Here is a 15,293-nt window from a genome sequence, read left to right on the forward strand (position 1 = left end):
CTCTACTGCGCCAGGGTGGCGATGGTCTTGATCTCCAGGTACTCCTCGAAGCCGGCCAGCCCCATCTCGCGGCCGACGCCGGACTGTTTGTAGCCGCCGAACGGCGCGTCGGCGGCGTACCAGACGCCGCCGTTGACGTTGACGGTGCCGACCCGCAGGCGGGCGGCCACCCCGGCGGCGCGCTCGGCGTCGGGTGAGAACACCGTGCCGGACAGGCCGTACGGCGAGTCGTTGGCGATCCGGACGGCATCGTCGTCGCCGTCGTGGGCGATGACCGTCAGCACCGGCCCGAAGATCTCCTCCCGGGCGACCCGGGCGGTGTTGTCCAGTCCGGCGATCACCGTGGGGTCGATGAAGAAGCCCTTGTCGTGATCGGCGGAACGCCCACCGCCGCAGGCGAACCTGCCACCCTCCTCGATCGCGAGGTCCAGATAGGACTGCACCCGGTCGCGCTGCCGCTCGGAGATCACCGGGCCGCACACGGTGCGCTTGCTGTTCGGGTCGCCGGCTTTCAGCCCGGCCATGGTGGCCGCTGCTGCTTCTACCGCCTGGTCGTACTTGGCGCGCGGCACCACCAGGCGCGTGGTCAGCGCACAGCCCTGCCCCGCATGCATCGAGGCGGTGAAGCCGGCCATCGAGCACGCCGCGGCCACATCGGCGTCGTCGAGCACCAGGAAGGCCGACTTGCCGCCGAGTTCCAGGAACACCTTCTTGATGGTGGCCGCCCCGTCCACCATGATCGCCCGGCCGGTGGCGGTGGAGCCGGTGAACGAGATCATGTCCACCCGTGGGTCTTTCGACAGGATCGCACCGACGCCGTGGTCGCTGGAGGTGACGATGTTGACCACACCGGCGGGGAAGTCGGTGTGCTCGGCGATCACCTCGCCGAGCACGGCCGCCATCCACGGGGTGTCCGGCGCCGGCTTGAGCACCAGGGTGTTACCGGCCGCCAGCGCCGGGCCGATCTTGGCCAGGTTGATCTGGTGCGGGAAGTTCCACGGGGTGATGGCGCCGACCACGCCGACGGCCTCGCGGGCGATGGTTCGGTTGGTCGGCATGCCCTGCGGCGTCGCGAAGCCGAGATCGGTTGTCCAGGAGTAGTTCTCGGCGGTATCCGCACAGAACGACAGATCGTTGACCGGGCCGTCGAGCTGCCCGCCGGAGGTCAGCATGCGCGGTGCGCCGACCTCCGAGATCGTCAGTTCGCGTAACTCTTCGATGTGGTCCTTCAGCGCCTGACGCAACTGCCGGATACACCGGACCCGGAGCTCGGTGTTGCGCGACCAGTCGGTGTCGTCGAAAGCGCGACGGGCAGCCTCGATGGCGTTCGACATATCCGTGGCATCGGCGTCCGCCGCGGTGCCGAGCACCTCTTCGGTGGCCGGGTTGATGGTGGTGAAAACACCGCCCGAGCCGCCGACCAATTTGCCGTCGATGAGCAGCTTGCTTTCCCTGTCGGCGAGCAGCGCCATGGTTGAGATTCCGTCCTGCTGGATCCGGTGAAGTCTGGACAAGTGTCTGATGGCTGTCGCCCGAACATAGCCTTTCTTTACCTTCGATGACAAGGGGTCACCGCGAGCACGGCCTCTAATACCGACCTGAAATGCAATTATGTTGCACCGTCTTGCCCAGCGGACGGTCGTTCGGATAGGTTGGACATGTGTCCAGCAACTCCGCGGTGGGGATCAGCCCCACACCGTCGCGCAACCGGCGCCAGGAGGAAACCTTCCGCCGCGTGCTCGTCGCGGCCCGGGAGATGCTGCGGGAGAGTTCGTACGCCGACCTCACCGTCCGCGCGGTGGCCAAGCGCGCCAACGTGGCCCCCGCCACCGCGTACACCTACTTCTCCTCCAAGAACCATCTCGTCGCCGAGGTCTACCTCGACCTCGTCAACCACGCGCCGTACTTCACCGATGTCAACGACACCCTCAGAACCCGGGTCGACAGCGTGCTGCGACACCTGACCCTGGTCGTCGCCGACGAACCCGAGGTGGCCGCCGCGTGCACCACCGCACTGATGTCCGGCAACGACGACGCCGTCGTGGCCGTCCGCAACCGCATCGGCGCCGAGATCCATCGCCGGATCACCTCGGCGATCGGACCGGATGCCGACGCCCGCACGGTCGGGGCACTGGAAATGACGTTCTTCGGTGCGCTCGTCCAGGCCGGCAGCGGCGCCTTCACCTACCGCCAGATCGCAGACCAGCTGACCTTCGTGGTCGGCCTGATCCTGGGAGAACCGACACCCTCATGACCGTCCAGACCGACCAGCCCCCGGTGCTCGACCCCTACGACTACGACTTCCACGAGGATCCGTACCCCTACTACAAGCGGCTGCGTGACGAGGCGCCGCTGTACCGCAACGACGAACTCGGGTTCTGGGCGCTGTCGCGGCACGCCGACGTTCTGGCCGGGTTCCGCAACAGCACCACGCTGTCGAACAAGTTCGGTGTCTCGCTCGACCCGGCCTCCCGCGGACCGCATGCGTCGAAGACCATGTCCTTCCTCGCCATGGACGACCCGGGACACCTCCGGCTGCGCACGCTGGTGTCGAAGGGCTTCACCCCCAGGCGGATTCGCGAACTCGAGCCGCGCGTCACCGAGATCGCCCACCGGCACCTGGACACCATGCTGGAACTGGCGCGCTCGAACCCCGGCGGCACGGTTGACTACGTATCCGAATTCGCCGGCAAGCTCCCGATGGACGTCATCTCCGAACTCATGGGCGTGCCCGAGCCCGACCGTCAGACGTTGCGGGCCTGGGCCGACGGCGTCATGCACCGTGAGGACGGCGTCACCGACGTCCCACCGGAGGCCATCGAGGCATCCATCAACCTGATCGTCTACTACCAGGACATGGTGGCCCAGCGCCGCAAGAAGCCGACCGACGACCTCACCTCGGCACTGCTCGAGGCGGAGATCGACGGCGACAAACTCACCGATGACGAGATCCTCGGCTTCATGTTCCTGATGGTGATCGCCGGCAACGAAACCACCACCAAACTCCTTGCCAACGCGGCGTTCTGGGGACACCAGAACCCCGACCAGCTGACGCCCGTGTACACCGATCCCGAGCGCGTTCCGCTGTGGGTCGAGGAGACCCTGCGCTACGACACGTCCAGCCAGATCCTGGCCCGCACCGTCGAGGGCGAGTTCACGCTCTACGACACCACGATCCCCGACGGCGACATCGTGCTGCTGCTGCCCGGCTCGGCGCACCGCGACGAACGCGCCTTCGAGAACCCCGACGACTTCGTCATCGGCCGTGAGATCGGGCCCCGTCTACTGAGTTTCGGCAGTGGCGCCCACTTCTGCCTGGGCGCGCACCTGGCCCGGATGGAGGCCCGGGTGGCGCTCACCGAGCTGTTCGCACGGATCCGCGGCTTCGAGGTCGACGAGACCAACTCCGTGCGTGTGCACTCCAGCAATGTCCGCGGCTTCGCGCATCTTCCGATGCGGCTCGACGTCCGCTGAAACCCGTCCGCATCCAGGTCCGCCGAGAGGAACCTACATGGCTCGCTTCGAACCGCATCCCGCCCGCCGCCCCGCCATCGTGGCCGGAGCATCGTCGGGAATCGGTGCCGCCACCGCGACCGAGCTTGCCGCGCACGGCTTTCCGGTCGCACTCGGGGCGCGCCGGGTGGAGAAGTGCCAGGAACTGGTCGACAAGATCGTCGCCGACGGTGGTGAGGCCATCGCGCTGCCGCTCGATGTGACCGACCCGGACTCGGTCAAGGGCTTCGTGCACGGCGCCACCGAAGCACTCGGCGACATCGAACTGCTGGTGGCCGGAGCCGGTGACACCTTCTTCGGTCAGCTCCATGAGATCAGCACCGACGACTTCGAGCAGCAGGTCCAGATCCACCTGATCGGCGCCAATCGCCTTGTCACGGCGGTGGTTCCGGACATGGTGGAACGCCGGCGCGGGGATGTCATCTTCGTCGGCTCCGACGTATCGCTGCGCCCGCGGCCGCACATGGGCGGGTACGGCGCGGCCAAGGCCGGCCTGCTGGCGATGGCCCGGACCCTGCAGATGGAACTCGAGGGCACCGGCGTGCGGGCCTCGGTCGTGCATCCCGGTCCCACCAAGACCGCGATGGGCTGGAGCGCCGACATGGACAAGGTCGGCGCTATGCTCGAGGACTGGGCCAAATGGGGCCAGGCCCGCCACGACTATTTCCTGCGCGCGGCCGACCTGGCCCGCGCCATCACCTTCGTCGCGGAAACCCCGCGTGGCGGTTTCATCGCCGAGTTGGAGATCCAGCCCGAGGCTCCGCTCGCCGATGTCACCGACCGTCAGAAGCTGCGAGTGGAGCCTTAGGAGAATCATGACTAGCCAGGAACTCAAAGAGGTACAGCGGGTTTCGGGTGGCCAGGAGGAGCACGGCCACCTCGAGGAATTCCGCACCGACCCGATCGGCCTGATGCAGCGCATCCGCGACGAGTGCGGCGACGCCGGCTGGTTCCAGCTGGCCGACAAACAGGTCATCATGCTCTCGGGCGCGGAAGCGAATGAGTTCTTCTTCCGGTCCAGCGACAGCGAACTCAACCAGGCCGAGGCCTACCCGTTCATGACGCCGATCTTCGGCGAGGGTGTGGTGTTCGACGCCGACCCCGAACGCCGGGCCGAGATGCTGCACAACACCGCGCTGCGCGGTGAGCAGATGAAGGGCCACGCCGCCACCATCGAGAACGAAGTGCGGCGGATGATCGAGAACTGGGGCGAGAGCGGAGAGATCGACCTACTCGAGTTCTTCGCCGAGCTGACCATCTACACCTCGACGGCGTGCCTGATCGGACTGAAGTTCCGCAATCAGCTCGACTCGCGGTTCGCCAACTACTACCACCTGCTCGAGCGCGGCACCGACCCGCTCTGCTACGTCGACCCCTACCTGCCCATCGAGAGCTTCCGCATCCGCGACGAGGCCCGCGCCGGGCTGGTCGAGTTGGTGCAGGAGGTCATGAGCGGCCGGATCGCCAACCCGCCCAAGGACAAGAGCAACCGCGACATGCTCGACGTGCTGGTCTCGATCAAGGACGAGGAGGGTAATCCGCGGTTCAGCGCCAACGAGATCACCGGCATGTTCATCTCGCTGATGTTCGCCGGTCACCACACCAGCTCGGGCACCTCGTCGTGGACGCTCATCGAGCTGCTGCGCAATCCCGACTTCTACGCCAAGGTCCAGCAAGAGCTCGACGACCTGTACGCCGACGGCCAGGAGGTGAGTTTCCATGCGCTGCGCCAGATTCCGAACCTGGACAACGCGCTCAAGGAGACCCTGCGCCTGCATCCGCCGCTGATCATCCTGATGCGGGTGGCCCAGGACGAGTTCGAGGTCGCCGGCCATCCGATCCACAAGGGCCAGATGGTGGCCGCCTCACCGGCGATCTCGAACCGGATCCCCGAGGACTTCCCCGATCCGGACGCCTTCGACCCCGACCGGTACGAGAAGCCGCGCCAGGAGGACCTGATCAACCGCTGGACCTGGATCCCGTTCGGTGCCGGAAAGCACCGGTGTGTGGGGGCGGCGTTCGCACAGATGCAGATCAAGGCGATCTTCTCGGTTCTGTTGCGCGAGTATGAGTTCGAGATGGCCCAGCCGCCCGAGAGCTACCAGAACGACCACTCCAAGATGGTGGTCCAGCTGGCCCGGCCGGCCCGGGTGCGCTACCGCCGGCGAGTGCGAGACTGAAATGGGTTGCTACCGAGTCGAACTCGACGATGACCTGTGCCAGGGTCACGCCATGTGCGAATTGGAGGCGCCGGACGTCTTCAAGGTGCCCAAACGCGGCGTCGTCGAGATCCTCGACCCCGAACCGCCCGACGAACTGCGCGACGACGTGGAACGCGCCGTCGAGATGTGTCCCACCCGAGCACTGTCCATAACCGAGAAATGAGGAGCCTCCGACAATGGCGTCACGAGAAGAACTGGAGAACTGGGCCGACCGCTGGCTGAAGGCCAACCGGGACGCCGAAGCCGCCGGCGACTGGAAGCCGCTGGCCGATTTCTACACCGAGGATGCAACCTACGGCTGGAACATCGGCCCCAAGGAAGACGTCATGTGCGTCGGACGCGACGAGATCCGCGACGTCGCCCTGGGTCTCGAGATGGAGGGCCTGGAGAACTGGGTGTACGAGTACCAGAAGGTGCTCATCGATGAGAAGCAGAACGAGATCGTCGGCTTCTGGAAGCAGATCGCCAACAAGTCCGACGGCACCACCGACGAGATCTACGGGATCGGCGGCAGCTGGTTCCGGTTGAACGATCAGCTGCTCATCGAGTGGCAGCGCGACTTCTTCGACTTCGGCCACGTGCAGAAGGCGTTCGTCAACCTGATCTCCTCCGGCGACCTGACGCCCACCATGCAGAAGCGCATCGAGCGCAGCATGGCCGGCGAGAAGCTGCCCGGCTATTACCCGCTGGGCCAGGCACCGGTCAAGATCTGGTAGCGCAGATCGGTCCCGAGACCACTCCACCAAGCGGTTGCTTCGGGGTGGTTGTGACGCACTTAACTAGAGCCTCTAGTCTGTTGACCAGAGGCTCTAGTTGCTCTAGTCGAAAGAGGTACAGATGAAGACCAAAGGCGCTCTGATCTGGGAGTTCAACCAGCCATGGTCGATCGAGGAGATCGAGATCGGCGACCCCGTCAAGGACGAGGTCAAGATCCAGATGGAAGCGTCGGGGATGTGCCATTCGGATCACCACCTGGTGACCGGTGACATCCCGATGGCCGGATTCCCCGTGCTCGGCGGCCACGAGGGCGCCGGCATCGTGACCGAGGTCGGACCGGGTGTCGAGCACATCGCCCCCGGTGATCACGTGGTGCTGTCGTTCATCCCGTCGTGCGGTGAGTGTCCGGCCTGCCAGGAGGGCCTGCGCAACCTGTGCGACCTCGGCGCGGGTCTGCTGGCCGGCACCGCGGTGTCCGACGGCACCCACCGCATCCACGCCGCCGACGGCACCCCGGTCATCCCGATGACCCTGCTGGGCACCTTCAGCCCGTACATGGTGGTGCACAAGAGCTCGGTGGTGAAGATCGACCCGACCATCCCGTTCGAGGTGGCCTGCCTGGTCGGCTGCGGCGTGACCACGGGCTACGGCTCGGCGGTGCGCAGCGGCGACGTGCGCCCCGGTGACGACGTCGTGATCGTCGGCGTCGGCGGTGTGGGCACCGGCGCGCTGCAGGGCGCGCTGAACGCGGGCGCACGCAACGTGTTCGCGGTCGACCCGGTCGAGTTCAAGCGGGACAACGCGCTGAAGTTCGGCGCCACCCACGCCTACCCGGACATCTTCAGTGCGATGGCCGGCGTCGCCGAGGTCACCAACGGGCGGATGGCGCACAAGACCATCGTCACCGTCGGTGAACTCAAGGGCGAGGACATCGACCACTACATGAACATCACCGCCAAGGGCGGCACCGTCGTGGCCACCGCGGTCGCGAACATGGCCAGCAGCGACGTCAAGCTGAACCTGTCGATGCTGACCCTGCTGCAGAAGCGCCTGCAGGGCACCATCTTCGGCGGCGGCAACCCGCACCACGACATCCCGCAGCTGCTGAGCATGTACAAGGCGGGGCGGCTGAACCTGGACGACATGGTCACCCGGCAGTACAAGCTCGAGCAGATCAACGACGGCTACGCCGACATGCTCGAGGGCCGCAACATCCGCGGCGTCATCCGCTACACCGACGCCGACCGGTAACCGGCTTCCTCCCGCGAGCAGACGCAAAGGACCCCTTTTCGGCGACGAGAGGGGGTCCTTTGCGTCTGCTCGGCAGCTTAGGGTGGTGCCATGGCCTCCATCTTCACGAAGATTATCAACGGCGAGATCCCGGGTCGGTTCGTCTACGAGGACGACGAATTCGTCGCCTTCCTGACCATCGAGCCGATGACACAGGGCCATACCCTGGTGGTCCCGCGCGCGGAGATCGATCAGTGGCAGGACGTCGACCCGGCCGTGTTCGCCCGCTGCATGGCCGTCGCGCAGCGCCTCGGCCGCGCGGTGACCAAGGCCTTCGGCGCGCAGCGGGCGGGGCTGCTGATCGCCGGACTCGAAGTGCCGCACCTGCACGTGCACGTGTTCCCGGCCTACAACCTCACCGACTTCGGCTTCGCGGGAGTGGACCGCAATCCGTCGCCCGAATCCCTGGACGAAGCTCAGGCCAAGATCAAAGCCGCTCTGGCAGAACTGGATTGACCAATTCGGCGTCGTCGGCCACATCCCCGAAGTCGTCGGTGTCCTCGGCGTGCTCCGCCGCATCCGCCACCCGCGGCAGCGCCACCCGGAACCGGCAGCCCCGCCCCGGCGCCGTCGTCACCGTGACGGTGCCGTTGTGGGCGTGCACCAGCGAATCGACGATGGACAGGCCAAGCCCCGTGCCGCCGCTGCTGCGGGTGCGCGACGAGTCGGTGCGATAGAACCGCTCGAACACCCGCTGCGCATCATGCTGATCCATGCCCGGCCCCTGATCGACCACCTCGAGCACCGCCTCGTCACCGACGGTGCCCACCCGCACGGTGATCCCCGCCCGTACGGGCGTGTGTTGCAGTGCGTTGGCCACCAGATTGCCCAGCACCTGTCGCAGCCGGGCCTCGTCGCCGACGACCTCGGGCGTGCCCGGCCCGTCGAACACCTCGAGGGTGATGTTGCGCTGTGGCGCAATGGATTGCGCGTCGTGGACCGCGTCGGTGGCCAGGGTCAGCAGGTCCACGCGGTGCTGATCCAAGGGACGCTGGGCGTCCAGGCGGGCCAGCAGCAACAGATCCTCGACCAGCAGGCCCATCCGCCGGGATTCGCTCTCGATGCGTGACATCAGCATCTCGACGTCGCGCGCTGCGCCCTGGCGGTACAACTCGGCGAACCCGCGAATGGTGGTCAGCGGCGTGCGTAGTTCGTGACTGGCATCGGTGATGAACCGGCGCATCCGCAGCTCGGAACTGCGCGCCTGCTCCGCGGACTGGTCCGACGACGCGACCGCCCGCTGGATCTGCGCCAGCATGCCGTTGAGCGCGAGCGAGAGCCGACCGACCTCGGTGCGTGGATCACGTTGCGGCACACGGCGATCCAGCTCACCGGCGGCGATCGCGGCAGCCGTGCGCTCCACCTCCACCAGGGGCCGCAGGCTGCGGTGCACCACGGCATAGCCGACGATGCCGAGCACCAGCAGCACCGCGGTCCCGATGCCGAACTGCGCATACACCAGCGACCGCAGCGTCGACTCCACGTCGGAGAGGTCCATGGCGACCGTGGTCAGCTCACCCTCCGGGCCGCGGACCGACACCGCCCGCCACCGCACGTGCGAACCGTCCATCGAGCCGACCGTCGTCGGGTCCGGGCCGACATCGTTATCGTCGGGCAGATCGGGCTCTGCGTCCCGGTCGTTGACGGCGATCCAGACCTGGCCGTCCTGGCCGATGCCCCGCACGTAGAAGTTCGACGGCGGCCGTCCCGGATTGGGCACCTCGGTGGCGACCGGAGACGTCCGCCGCGGCGCCTGCGCCCAACTGTTGGACGCGTCGATGAGCGTCTGGTCGACACGGTTGATCAGATCGGCGCGCAGGATGGTGGTGACGGCGATGCCGGACGCCAGCAGGCCCATCGCCACCAGCACCAGGGTGGCCGCCACCAGCGCCACCCGCAGCGGAATGCCGGGCCGCACGGATCGGGACATGGCGCCCATTGTCCGCTAGCGGGGCTCCCGCAGGACATAGCCGACACCACGCAATGTGTGCAGCAGCCGCCTCTCCCCCGTGTCGATCTTGCGCCGCAGGTAGGAGACGTAGGACTCGACGACGTTGACGTCACCGCCGAAGTCGTAGCGCCACACGTGGTCGAGGATCTTCGGTTTGCTCAGCACGGTTCCGGCGTTGATCACGAAATACCGCAGCAGCGTGAACTCCGTCGGCGACAGCGACACCGGCTCACCGGCCTTCCAGACCTCATGGGTGTCCTCGTCCAGCTCGATGTCGGCGAAGGACAACCGCGACGTCCGGACCTCCTCGGCGCCCCGATTGGTCCGGCGCAGGATGACCCGCAGCCGCGCCACCACTTCCTCCAGGCTGAACGGCTTGGTCACGTAGTCGTCGCCGCCCAGGGTCAGGCCGGTGATCTTGTCCTGCAGGGTGTCGCGGGCCGTGAGGAACAGCGCGGGCGCATCGATGCCGTCGGCGCGCAGCCGGCGCAGGACCCCGAAACCGTCCATCCCCGGCATCATCACGTCGAGGATCACCGCGTCGGGCTTGATCTCGCGCGCACGGTCGAGCGCCGCTGGGCCGTTGTCGGCCGTGTATACCTCGAAACCCTGGAATTTCAGGCTGACCGACAGCAATTCCACGATGTTGGTCTCGTCGTCGACGACGAGCACACGGGCTTCGGGCGTTGTCTGAGTGCTCACGGGCGCAGCCATTCCTTCAATGTCCTCCCAGTTCCTTCCCCATCGTCTTCCAGGTTCCTGCCAGTTTCCTGTGAATGGCCCGCCGGCCACTCCCTAGACTGATTGCCATGGACCTGGGCAAGAACCTGGTGAACTTGGCATTCGCCCCGGTACGTGCCGGTGCGGCCGTTGCGGAGGCCGGCCTGGGCATCGCCGAGAACGTCATCGGCCGGGCGCGCCGGACCGCCGACGAGGCCAGCAAGCAGGCCGCACCCGTGGTGCTGCAGACGCTGGGGCTCGGCGACACGGTCGACGGCGTCAACAAGGTGGCCCGGGTCGCCAACGAACTACTCGACGACGACGCGCCCCTGGGCCGGGCGATCGCCCCGGGCGGCTCGCTGGACCGGCTGTTGCGGCCCGGCGGCCTGCTCGACCGCATGAGCGAACCCGGCGGCCTGGCGGATCGGCTGACCGCCGAGGGCGGCACCCTCGAACGGGCCCTGAAGCCGGGTGGCGTGCTGGAACGCCTGCTGGCGGAGGACGGCCTGTTGGAGCGGCTGCTGGCCGACGACGGCCTGACCGACCGCCTGCTCGCCGAAGAGGGCGTGATCGACAAGCTGACCGCCGCCAACGGGCCGTTGCAGCAGCTCGCCGACCTGACCGACACCATCAACCGGATGGGTCAGGGATTGCAGGCGATGGAGCCGACGGTCGAGGCGTTGCGCGACGCCGTGATCACCCTCGGCTCGGCGATGAATCCGCTGAGCAATTTTGCCGACCTGATTCCCCGGCCCGGCCGCAGCCGCCGGTACAGCACCCGGCCGACCACCTCGCCGCGCGTGATCGACCACCACGAATAGGCCGACAGGCTGTCAGACGCTGGGCAGCTGCATCGTCAGTAGGACTGGCCGTCGGCGTACCGTTGTCGCCGGTAGTAGCGACCGCTGCCGCGGTTCCTCGCCTTGTACGTCGGCAGCTGGCTGTCGCAGTTGGGACAGATCAGCCGCAAGTTCTCGCGATGATCATCGTTTGGGTCTCCGTTGATGTGATCGACGATCAGGACCAGGGACGCACCGTTCCAGCTGTTGTCCATGCCGCAGATCGAGCATCGACCGTCCTGTTGCTCGAAGAGGTAGTCCCGGACGTAGTGACCTTGATACGACGTGCGACCACAGACTCCGGTTTCCAGCCAGGCAGCCAAGAGCAACCGCCGGCGGTGTGACTGTTGGCATGCATTGGTGCAGAACACCTTTCGTCGCCGACCTTGGAGATTGAGTCCACACCCCAGACACGTGATCGACATGCGAAGACGTTAGCCATCAGCTCCGACAAGATGGAGCCCCCGGTCGGGATTGAACCGACGGCCTTCGCTTTACAAGAGCGGCGCTCTACCACTGAGCTACGGGGGCGTTCACCAACGTCTGCAGCAGATTATCAGCGATGCCCCTTGTCCCCGTTATCCACTCCGACCAACCGCCCGCGGTCACGCTGATCACAGCGGCATGGTGCTGGACCGCACCGGCGTTCTGTCCACGGGACCACGAACAACCCGGCCTGCCCCCGTTGTGCGCCGTCACCCCTCAGAGACGGCGCGCAACGGCGGGAAGCTGTCGCACAGGTCCGGGTGGTTCAGCTGCACCACCCGCTCCGGACGCGTCATCCCACGCAACGGGAAGTGCCCGAGCTCGTGCAGTCGAGCCCGATCGGGCAAGGCCTGCTCGACCAGATCGCAGGTGGCGCCGGACAGCAGCACCTGACCTCCGTGGCCCAGATCGCGCACCCGCGCAGCCCGGTTGACCGTGGGCCCCATGTATTTGTGCTCATCGCGCAGCTGCACCGTGCCGGTGTGCACCCCGACCCGCAGCCGCAATGGCGTGAGCGGTGCCTGCTGTAGGGCGAGCGCACACGCCACCGCGTCCGCGGCGTGCGCGAAGGCGATGACGAAGCTGTCACCCTCGCCCTGTTCGACCGGGCACACGCCGTGATGAGCCGGCACCAGGTGGCCGAGCAGACGATCCATGGCAACCAGCGCCGCCGCCATCACCACGGGCCGGGATTCCCACAGCCGGGTGGAGCCCACCACATCGGCCAGCAGCAGCGTCACGGTTCCGGTGGGTAGTACTGCGTCAGAGTTGTTGGACACCTGCGTCTTTCGCGGCGAGTAGATCACGCGCTCCGACGGCGAGGATCCGGCCAGCGAGCGGACGACGAGTGACATGCGATCCCCCGATCACGAGAACTCAGCGAGGTGATTGGTTTCGATTACGAGCTCAATCCTGCTGTGTCACAGCCGCTGTCGCGATCATGCCCACAACACAGTCGGGGGTGGTGTGTGCACCCCTCGGCGATCAGACTGCGGCGGTGACGACGGCGACGATGCGGGTCCCGCGCCCGGCGGCGCTGTCGACTGCCAGGGTGCCGCCGATCGATGACAACCGGTCGGTCATGTTGACCAGACCGTGGCCACGCAGCGCAGGATCGAATCCGCGCCCGGTGTCGGCGATCACGAGGGTCAACGTCCCGTCGACGTCCCGCGCGGTGATGGTCACCGTGGTACCCGGGCCGCCGTGTTTGGTGGCGTTCTGCAGCGCCTCGCTGCAGCAGTAGTACAGCGCCGCCTCGGTCGGCGCCGGATACCGTCCGACGCCATGCAGGTCCAGCTGCGCCGGGACCGCGGACCGCGCGGCCAGGGTGGGCAGCGCTTCGGGCAGACCGCCGCTGATGAGCAGTGCCGGATAGATGCCGTGGGCCAGGCGGCGGATCTCGACGATCGAGGTCTCGACGAGCTCGGAGGCCTCGGCCAGCAGCGCGCGTGATTGGTCCGGTTCGGCGTTGCGCGCGAGTCCGAGCAGCACCGACAGCGCGACGAGATGCTGCTGGGCACCGTCGTGCAGATCCCGCTCGATCCGGCGCCGCTCTTCGTCGGCGGCAGTCGCCAACCGCGTCCGGGACGCGGTGAGTTCGGCGGCGCGCTCGGCAAGCCGTCCCTCGGAGGTCCGCAGCGCCGCGGCGTTGTTCCACACGATCACCAGCAGGTGGAACGCATGCACCGGAACGGCGCCGACGATGAACGCGACGCCGACCCACCGCGGTGCCGCCGCATCCGCGGCCGCGGCGGGCATGAAGCGCGCGCTGATGGACATCACGGCCATCGCGAGCACGCACAATCCGGTGATGACGGTGAAGACCAGGCCCTGCTGCCAGCGCATGTAGGGCTCGGCGAAGACAACGGGCACCAGTGCGACCAGCACCATCACCGGCAGGAGGCCCGGAAAGACGAAGGTGACGATCGAGGTGGCGATCCAGGTTCCGATACAGACCAATGTGATCGAACGCTGATAGTCGCCACGGCGGGCCAGCCGCAGGGCCACGGCGAGCACGACGCAGTGCGCGGCGCAGATCGCGGCGAGCACCAGATACCAGATCGAGCGCAGGATCCAGAAGTACTCCCAGACCGGGAGCGCGACGCCGGCGCCGGCCCACATGGCCATGTGCGCCAGGATGAACAGCTGGAATCGGGCGGCGGTGAACTGGTTGACCAGCTGGTGGCCCAGGACCGAGGACGACCGGACCGCCAATGTCAGCAGCACCTTGGGCACCCGCCAGTGCGGCATCAGCTCACCGGGCAGCGGGGCCTTCAGGTCGCGGTTGCCCATATCCGGCCCAACACGTCCGGTGCGAGCCGTTCCTTGTGCAGGTACGCGGTCGCTCCGCAGCTCGACGCCGCGGCCGGCAGATCTTCGAGGTCGTAGGTCGACATCAGAACGACGACGACGTCGGGGTTCGCGGCGCGGATCTGCCGGGTGGCCTCGATGCCGCCCATGCCCGGCATGTGGATGTCCATGAGCACGATGTCGGCGGCGCCGTCCCGGAGCGCGGCGACGGCCGATTCACCGGTTTCGCATTCGCCGGCCATCACAAAGCCGTCCATCGCAGCCAGGGTCGCGGCGGTCGCCCGCCGGAAGGTGGCCTGATCGTCGATGACCCAGACCCGCACACACTCTCCTGACACCGTGTCATCGTGGCCGACATGTTTGCCCCGCGCGAGGGTGTACACACCACCATCGGGGGTCGATCGGTCATGGCGATCCGTCGTCGCCGAGGAACATCAGCACCGCCTTGACGCGGCGGTCAACGGAGTCGTCAACGGTCAATTCGAGCTTGGCGAAGATCGAGTTGATGTGCTTCTCCACGGCCCGCTGGGACAGCACCAGACGCTGCGCGACCGTCCGGTTGCTGAACCCGGTCGCCAGTTCGCTGAGCACTTCGCGCTCCCGCGCGGTCAACCGGCTCAGCATCTGGACGGACCGCGGTTGGGCCAGCAATGCCTCGACGACCAACGGGTCGAGCACCGTACCGCCGTCTGCCACCTGGCGAACCGCGTCGTGCAGTTCCTCGAACCGGGCCACCCGTTCCTTCAGCAGGTAGCCGCGGCCGGCCGTACCGCGCTCCAGCAGACCTGCGGCGTAGCCGGGATCGGCGTAGTTCGACAGGACGATCACCCCGATGTGCGGATGCGCGGTGCGCATCCAGCGCGCCAACCGGATGCCCTCATCGGTCGACGTGGGCGGCATGCGGATGTCGGTCAGGACGATCGTCGGCGAGTGTTCGGCGACCAGGGCGACCGCGGCATCGTAGTCCTCGGCGACGCCCACGACGGTGACGTCGGGATCCGTCGACAGCGCGCGCACCACACTGTCGCGGACCAGCAGAGAATCCTCCGCCAGGACGACCGAGATCCGATCACTCACGTTGCGCGCCCCTCCCCGGGCCCTGTCTTGCCCCAAACGTACGGAAGGGCGGAAAAGATCGAGGCGGATTTCGCCATTTCGTCCGGTTGGCGGCGCATGGCCGTCTCCGGAGGTGATCCGACCCAGGGGTGTGGCCCAGATCACTGTCGAACCCTCGCTCAGGCGTTC

At 67.1% G+C, this 15,293-nt stretch carries 16 protein-coding genes, 1 tRNA gene and 1 pseudogene; 9 read left to right on the forward strand and 9 right to left on the reverse strand.

Translation table 11 applies throughout. The features are described from left to right. Nucleotides 1-2: 2 nt before the first annotated feature. Nucleotides 3-1,472, reverse strand: a complete 1,470-nt coding sequence (locus U0R18_RS14900; RefSeq protein ID WP_526369697.1) for an aldehyde dehydrogenase — start codon at nucleotides 1,470-1,472, stop codon at nucleotides 3-5. 188 nt (nucleotides 1,473-1,660) lie between these two features. Between U0R18_RS14900 and U0R18_RS14905 the strand changes: the two genes are divergently transcribed. The 8 genes from U0R18_RS14905 (at nucleotide 1,661) to U0R18_RS14940 (ending at nucleotide 8,198) form a co-directional block, all read left to right on the forward strand. Next, complete coding sequence (locus U0R18_RS14905; protein ID WP_526369699.1) at nucleotides 1,661-2,254, forward strand: TetR/AcrR family transcriptional regulator; 594 nt, start codon at nucleotides 1,661-1,663, stop codon at nucleotides 2,252-2,254. Continuing rightward, the gene (locus U0R18_RS14910; protein ID WP_526369701.1) at nucleotides 2,251-3,474 is read left to right on the forward strand and encodes a cytochrome P450; all 1,224 of its coding nucleotides are present in this window, start codon (nucleotides 2,251-2,253) and stop codon (nucleotides 3,472-3,474) included. Before U0R18_RS14905 ends, U0R18_RS14910 begins: the two co-directional genes overlap by 4 nt. 37 nt (nucleotides 3,475-3,511) lie before the next feature. After that, nucleotides 3,512-4,321: an SDR family oxidoreductase gene (locus U0R18_RS14915; protein WP_526369703.1), complete on the forward strand. Its 810-nt coding sequence runs from the start codon at nucleotides 3,512-3,514 to the stop codon at nucleotides 4,319-4,321. A gap of 7 nt (nucleotides 4,322-4,328) precedes the next feature. Beyond that, complete coding sequence (cyp51, locus tag U0R18_RS14920) at nucleotides 4,329-5,693, forward strand: lanosterol 14-alpha demethylase (RefSeq protein ID WP_526369705.1); 1,365 nt, start codon at nucleotides 4,329-4,331, stop codon at nucleotides 5,691-5,693. A gap of 1 nt (nucleotide 5,694) precedes the next feature. After that, entirely contained in the window at nucleotides 5,695-5,898 is a 204-nt protein-coding gene (gene fdx / locus U0R18_RS14925; RefSeq protein WP_526369707.1) for a ferredoxin Fdx, read from the forward strand. A gap of 13 nt (nucleotides 5,899-5,911) precedes the next feature. Then, nucleotides 5,912-6,451, forward strand: a complete 540-nt coding sequence (locus tag U0R18_RS14930; protein ID WP_526369710.1) for a nuclear transport factor 2 family protein — start codon at nucleotides 5,912-5,914, stop codon at nucleotides 6,449-6,451. Between the two features lie 121 nt (nucleotides 6,452-6,572). After that, nucleotides 6,573-7,703, forward strand: a complete 1,131-nt coding sequence (locus tag U0R18_RS14935; RefSeq protein ID WP_526369712.1) for an NDMA-dependent alcohol dehydrogenase — start codon at nucleotides 6,573-6,575, stop codon at nucleotides 7,701-7,703. Nucleotides 7,704-7,793: 90 nt separating this feature from the next. Beyond that, nucleotides 7,794-8,198 (forward strand): HIT family protein, encoded by a 405-nt coding sequence (locus tag U0R18_RS14940; protein ID WP_526369714.1) that lies wholly within the window; start codon nucleotides 7,794-7,796, stop codon nucleotides 8,196-8,198. Here the strand turns inward: U0R18_RS14940 and U0R18_RS14945 are convergent. Next, a complete protein-coding gene (locus U0R18_RS14945; RefSeq protein ID WP_526369716.1) occupies nucleotides 8,170-9,672 on the reverse strand; it encodes a sensor histidine kinase in 1,503 nt (500 codons plus the stop codon). The two genes, U0R18_RS14940 and U0R18_RS14945, sit on opposite strands and share 29 nt — an antisense overlap. A gap of 15 nt (nucleotides 9,673-9,687) precedes the next feature. After that, entirely contained in the window at nucleotides 9,688-10,395 is a 708-nt protein-coding gene (locus U0R18_RS14950; protein WP_526369718.1) for a response regulator transcription factor, read from the reverse strand. 107 nt (nucleotides 10,396-10,502) lie between these two features. Here U0R18_RS14950 and U0R18_RS14955 point away from each other — a divergent pair, with 107 nt between their 5' ends. Next, entirely contained in the window at nucleotides 10,503-11,234 is a 732-nt protein-coding gene (locus U0R18_RS14955) for a hypothetical protein (RefSeq protein WP_526369720.1), read from the forward strand. A gap of 35 nt (nucleotides 11,235-11,269) precedes the next feature. On the opposite strand, the gene U0R18_RS14960 is transcribed toward U0R18_RS14955, so the two are convergent. The 6 genes and pseudogenes from U0R18_RS14960 to U0R18_RS14985 all read right to left on the reverse strand — a co-directional run bounded on the left by U0R18_RS14960 (nucleotide 11,270) and on the right by U0R18_RS14985 (nucleotide 15,125). Continuing rightward, complete coding sequence (locus U0R18_RS14960) at nucleotides 11,270-11,677, reverse strand: HNH endonuclease signature motif containing protein (RefSeq protein ID WP_526369723.1); 408 nt, start codon at nucleotides 11,675-11,677, stop codon at nucleotides 11,270-11,272. Between the two features lie 31 nt (nucleotides 11,678-11,708). Continuing rightward, nucleotides 11,709-11,783 (reverse strand) — tRNA-Thr (locus U0R18_RS14965). Between the two features lie 182 nt (nucleotides 11,784-11,965). Further along, a pseudogene (locus U0R18_RS14970) lies at nucleotides 11,966-12,592 on the reverse strand (adenylate/guanylate cyclase domain-containing protein); the annotation flags it as partial. 130 nt (nucleotides 12,593-12,722) lie between these two features. Then, complete coding sequence (locus tag U0R18_RS14975) at nucleotides 12,723-14,030, reverse strand: sensor histidine kinase (protein ID WP_526369725.1); 1,308 nt, start codon at nucleotides 14,028-14,030, stop codon at nucleotides 12,723-12,725. Continuing rightward, nucleotides 14,012-14,371 carry a response regulator gene (locus tag U0R18_RS14980; protein ID WP_526369727.1) on the reverse strand — a complete coding sequence of 120 codons (360 nt, stop codon included), beginning with the start codon at nucleotides 14,369-14,371 and terminating at the stop codon, nucleotides 14,012-14,014. The genes U0R18_RS14975 and U0R18_RS14980 overlap by 19 nt, the downstream gene beginning before the upstream one ends. Before the next feature lie 82 nt (nucleotides 14,372-14,453). Then, nucleotides 14,454-15,125, reverse strand: a complete 672-nt coding sequence (locus tag U0R18_RS14985; RefSeq protein ID WP_526369729.1) for a response regulator — start codon at nucleotides 15,123-15,125, stop codon at nucleotides 14,454-14,456. Nucleotides 15,126-15,293 lie beyond the last annotated feature (168 nt).

Origin of the sequence: Mycobacterium sp., from assembly GCF_046330795.1 — a bacterium.
Classification (GTDB): domain Bacteria; phylum Actinomycetota; class Actinomycetes; order Mycobacteriales; family Mycobacteriaceae; genus Mycobacterium.

Excerpts from the sequence above, each read along its gene's own strand:
- U0R18_RS14900 (WP_526369697.1), bottom strand. The coding sequence starts at position 1,472 with ATGGCGCTGCTCGCCGACAGGGAAAGCAAGCTGCTCATCGACGGCAAA.
- U0R18_RS14910 (WP_526369701.1), top strand. The coding sequence starts at position 2,251 with ATGACCGTCCAGACCGACCAGCCCCCGGTGCTCGACCCCTACGACTAC.
- U0R18_RS14915 (WP_526369703.1), top strand. The coding sequence starts at position 3,512 with ATGGCTCGCTTCGAACCGCATCCCGCCCGCCGCCCCGCCATCGTGGCC.
- cyp51 (WP_526369705.1), top strand. The coding sequence starts at position 4,329 with ATGACTAGCCAGGAACTCAAAGAGGTACAGCGGGTTTCGGGTGGCCAG.
- fdx (WP_526369707.1), top strand. The coding sequence starts at position 5,695 with ATGGGTTGCTACCGAGTCGAACTCGACGATGACCTGTGCCAGGGTCAC.
- U0R18_RS14930 (WP_526369710.1), top strand. The coding sequence starts at position 5,912 with ATGGCGTCACGAGAAGAACTGGAGAACTGGGCCGACCGCTGGCTGAAG.
- U0R18_RS14935 (WP_526369712.1), top strand. The coding sequence starts at position 6,573 with ATGAAGACCAAAGGCGCTCTGATCTGGGAGTTCAACCAGCCATGGTCG.
- U0R18_RS14940 (WP_526369714.1), top strand. The coding sequence starts at position 7,794 with ATGGCCTCCATCTTCACGAAGATTATCAACGGCGAGATCCCGGGTCGG.
- U0R18_RS14945 (WP_526369716.1), bottom strand. The coding sequence starts at position 9,672 with ATGTCCCGATCCGTGCGGCCCGGCATTCCGCTGCGGGTGGCGCTGGTG.
- U0R18_RS14955 (WP_526369720.1), top strand. The coding sequence starts at position 10,503 with ATGGACCTGGGCAAGAACCTGGTGAACTTGGCATTCGCCCCGGTACGT.
- U0R18_RS14960 (WP_526369723.1), bottom strand. The coding sequence starts at position 11,677 with ATGTCGATCACGTGTCTGGGGTGTGGACTCAATCTCCAAGGTCGGCGA.
- U0R18_RS14975 (WP_526369725.1), bottom strand. The coding sequence starts at position 14,030 with ATGGGCAACCGCGACCTGAAGGCCCCGCTGCCCGGTGAGCTGATGCCG.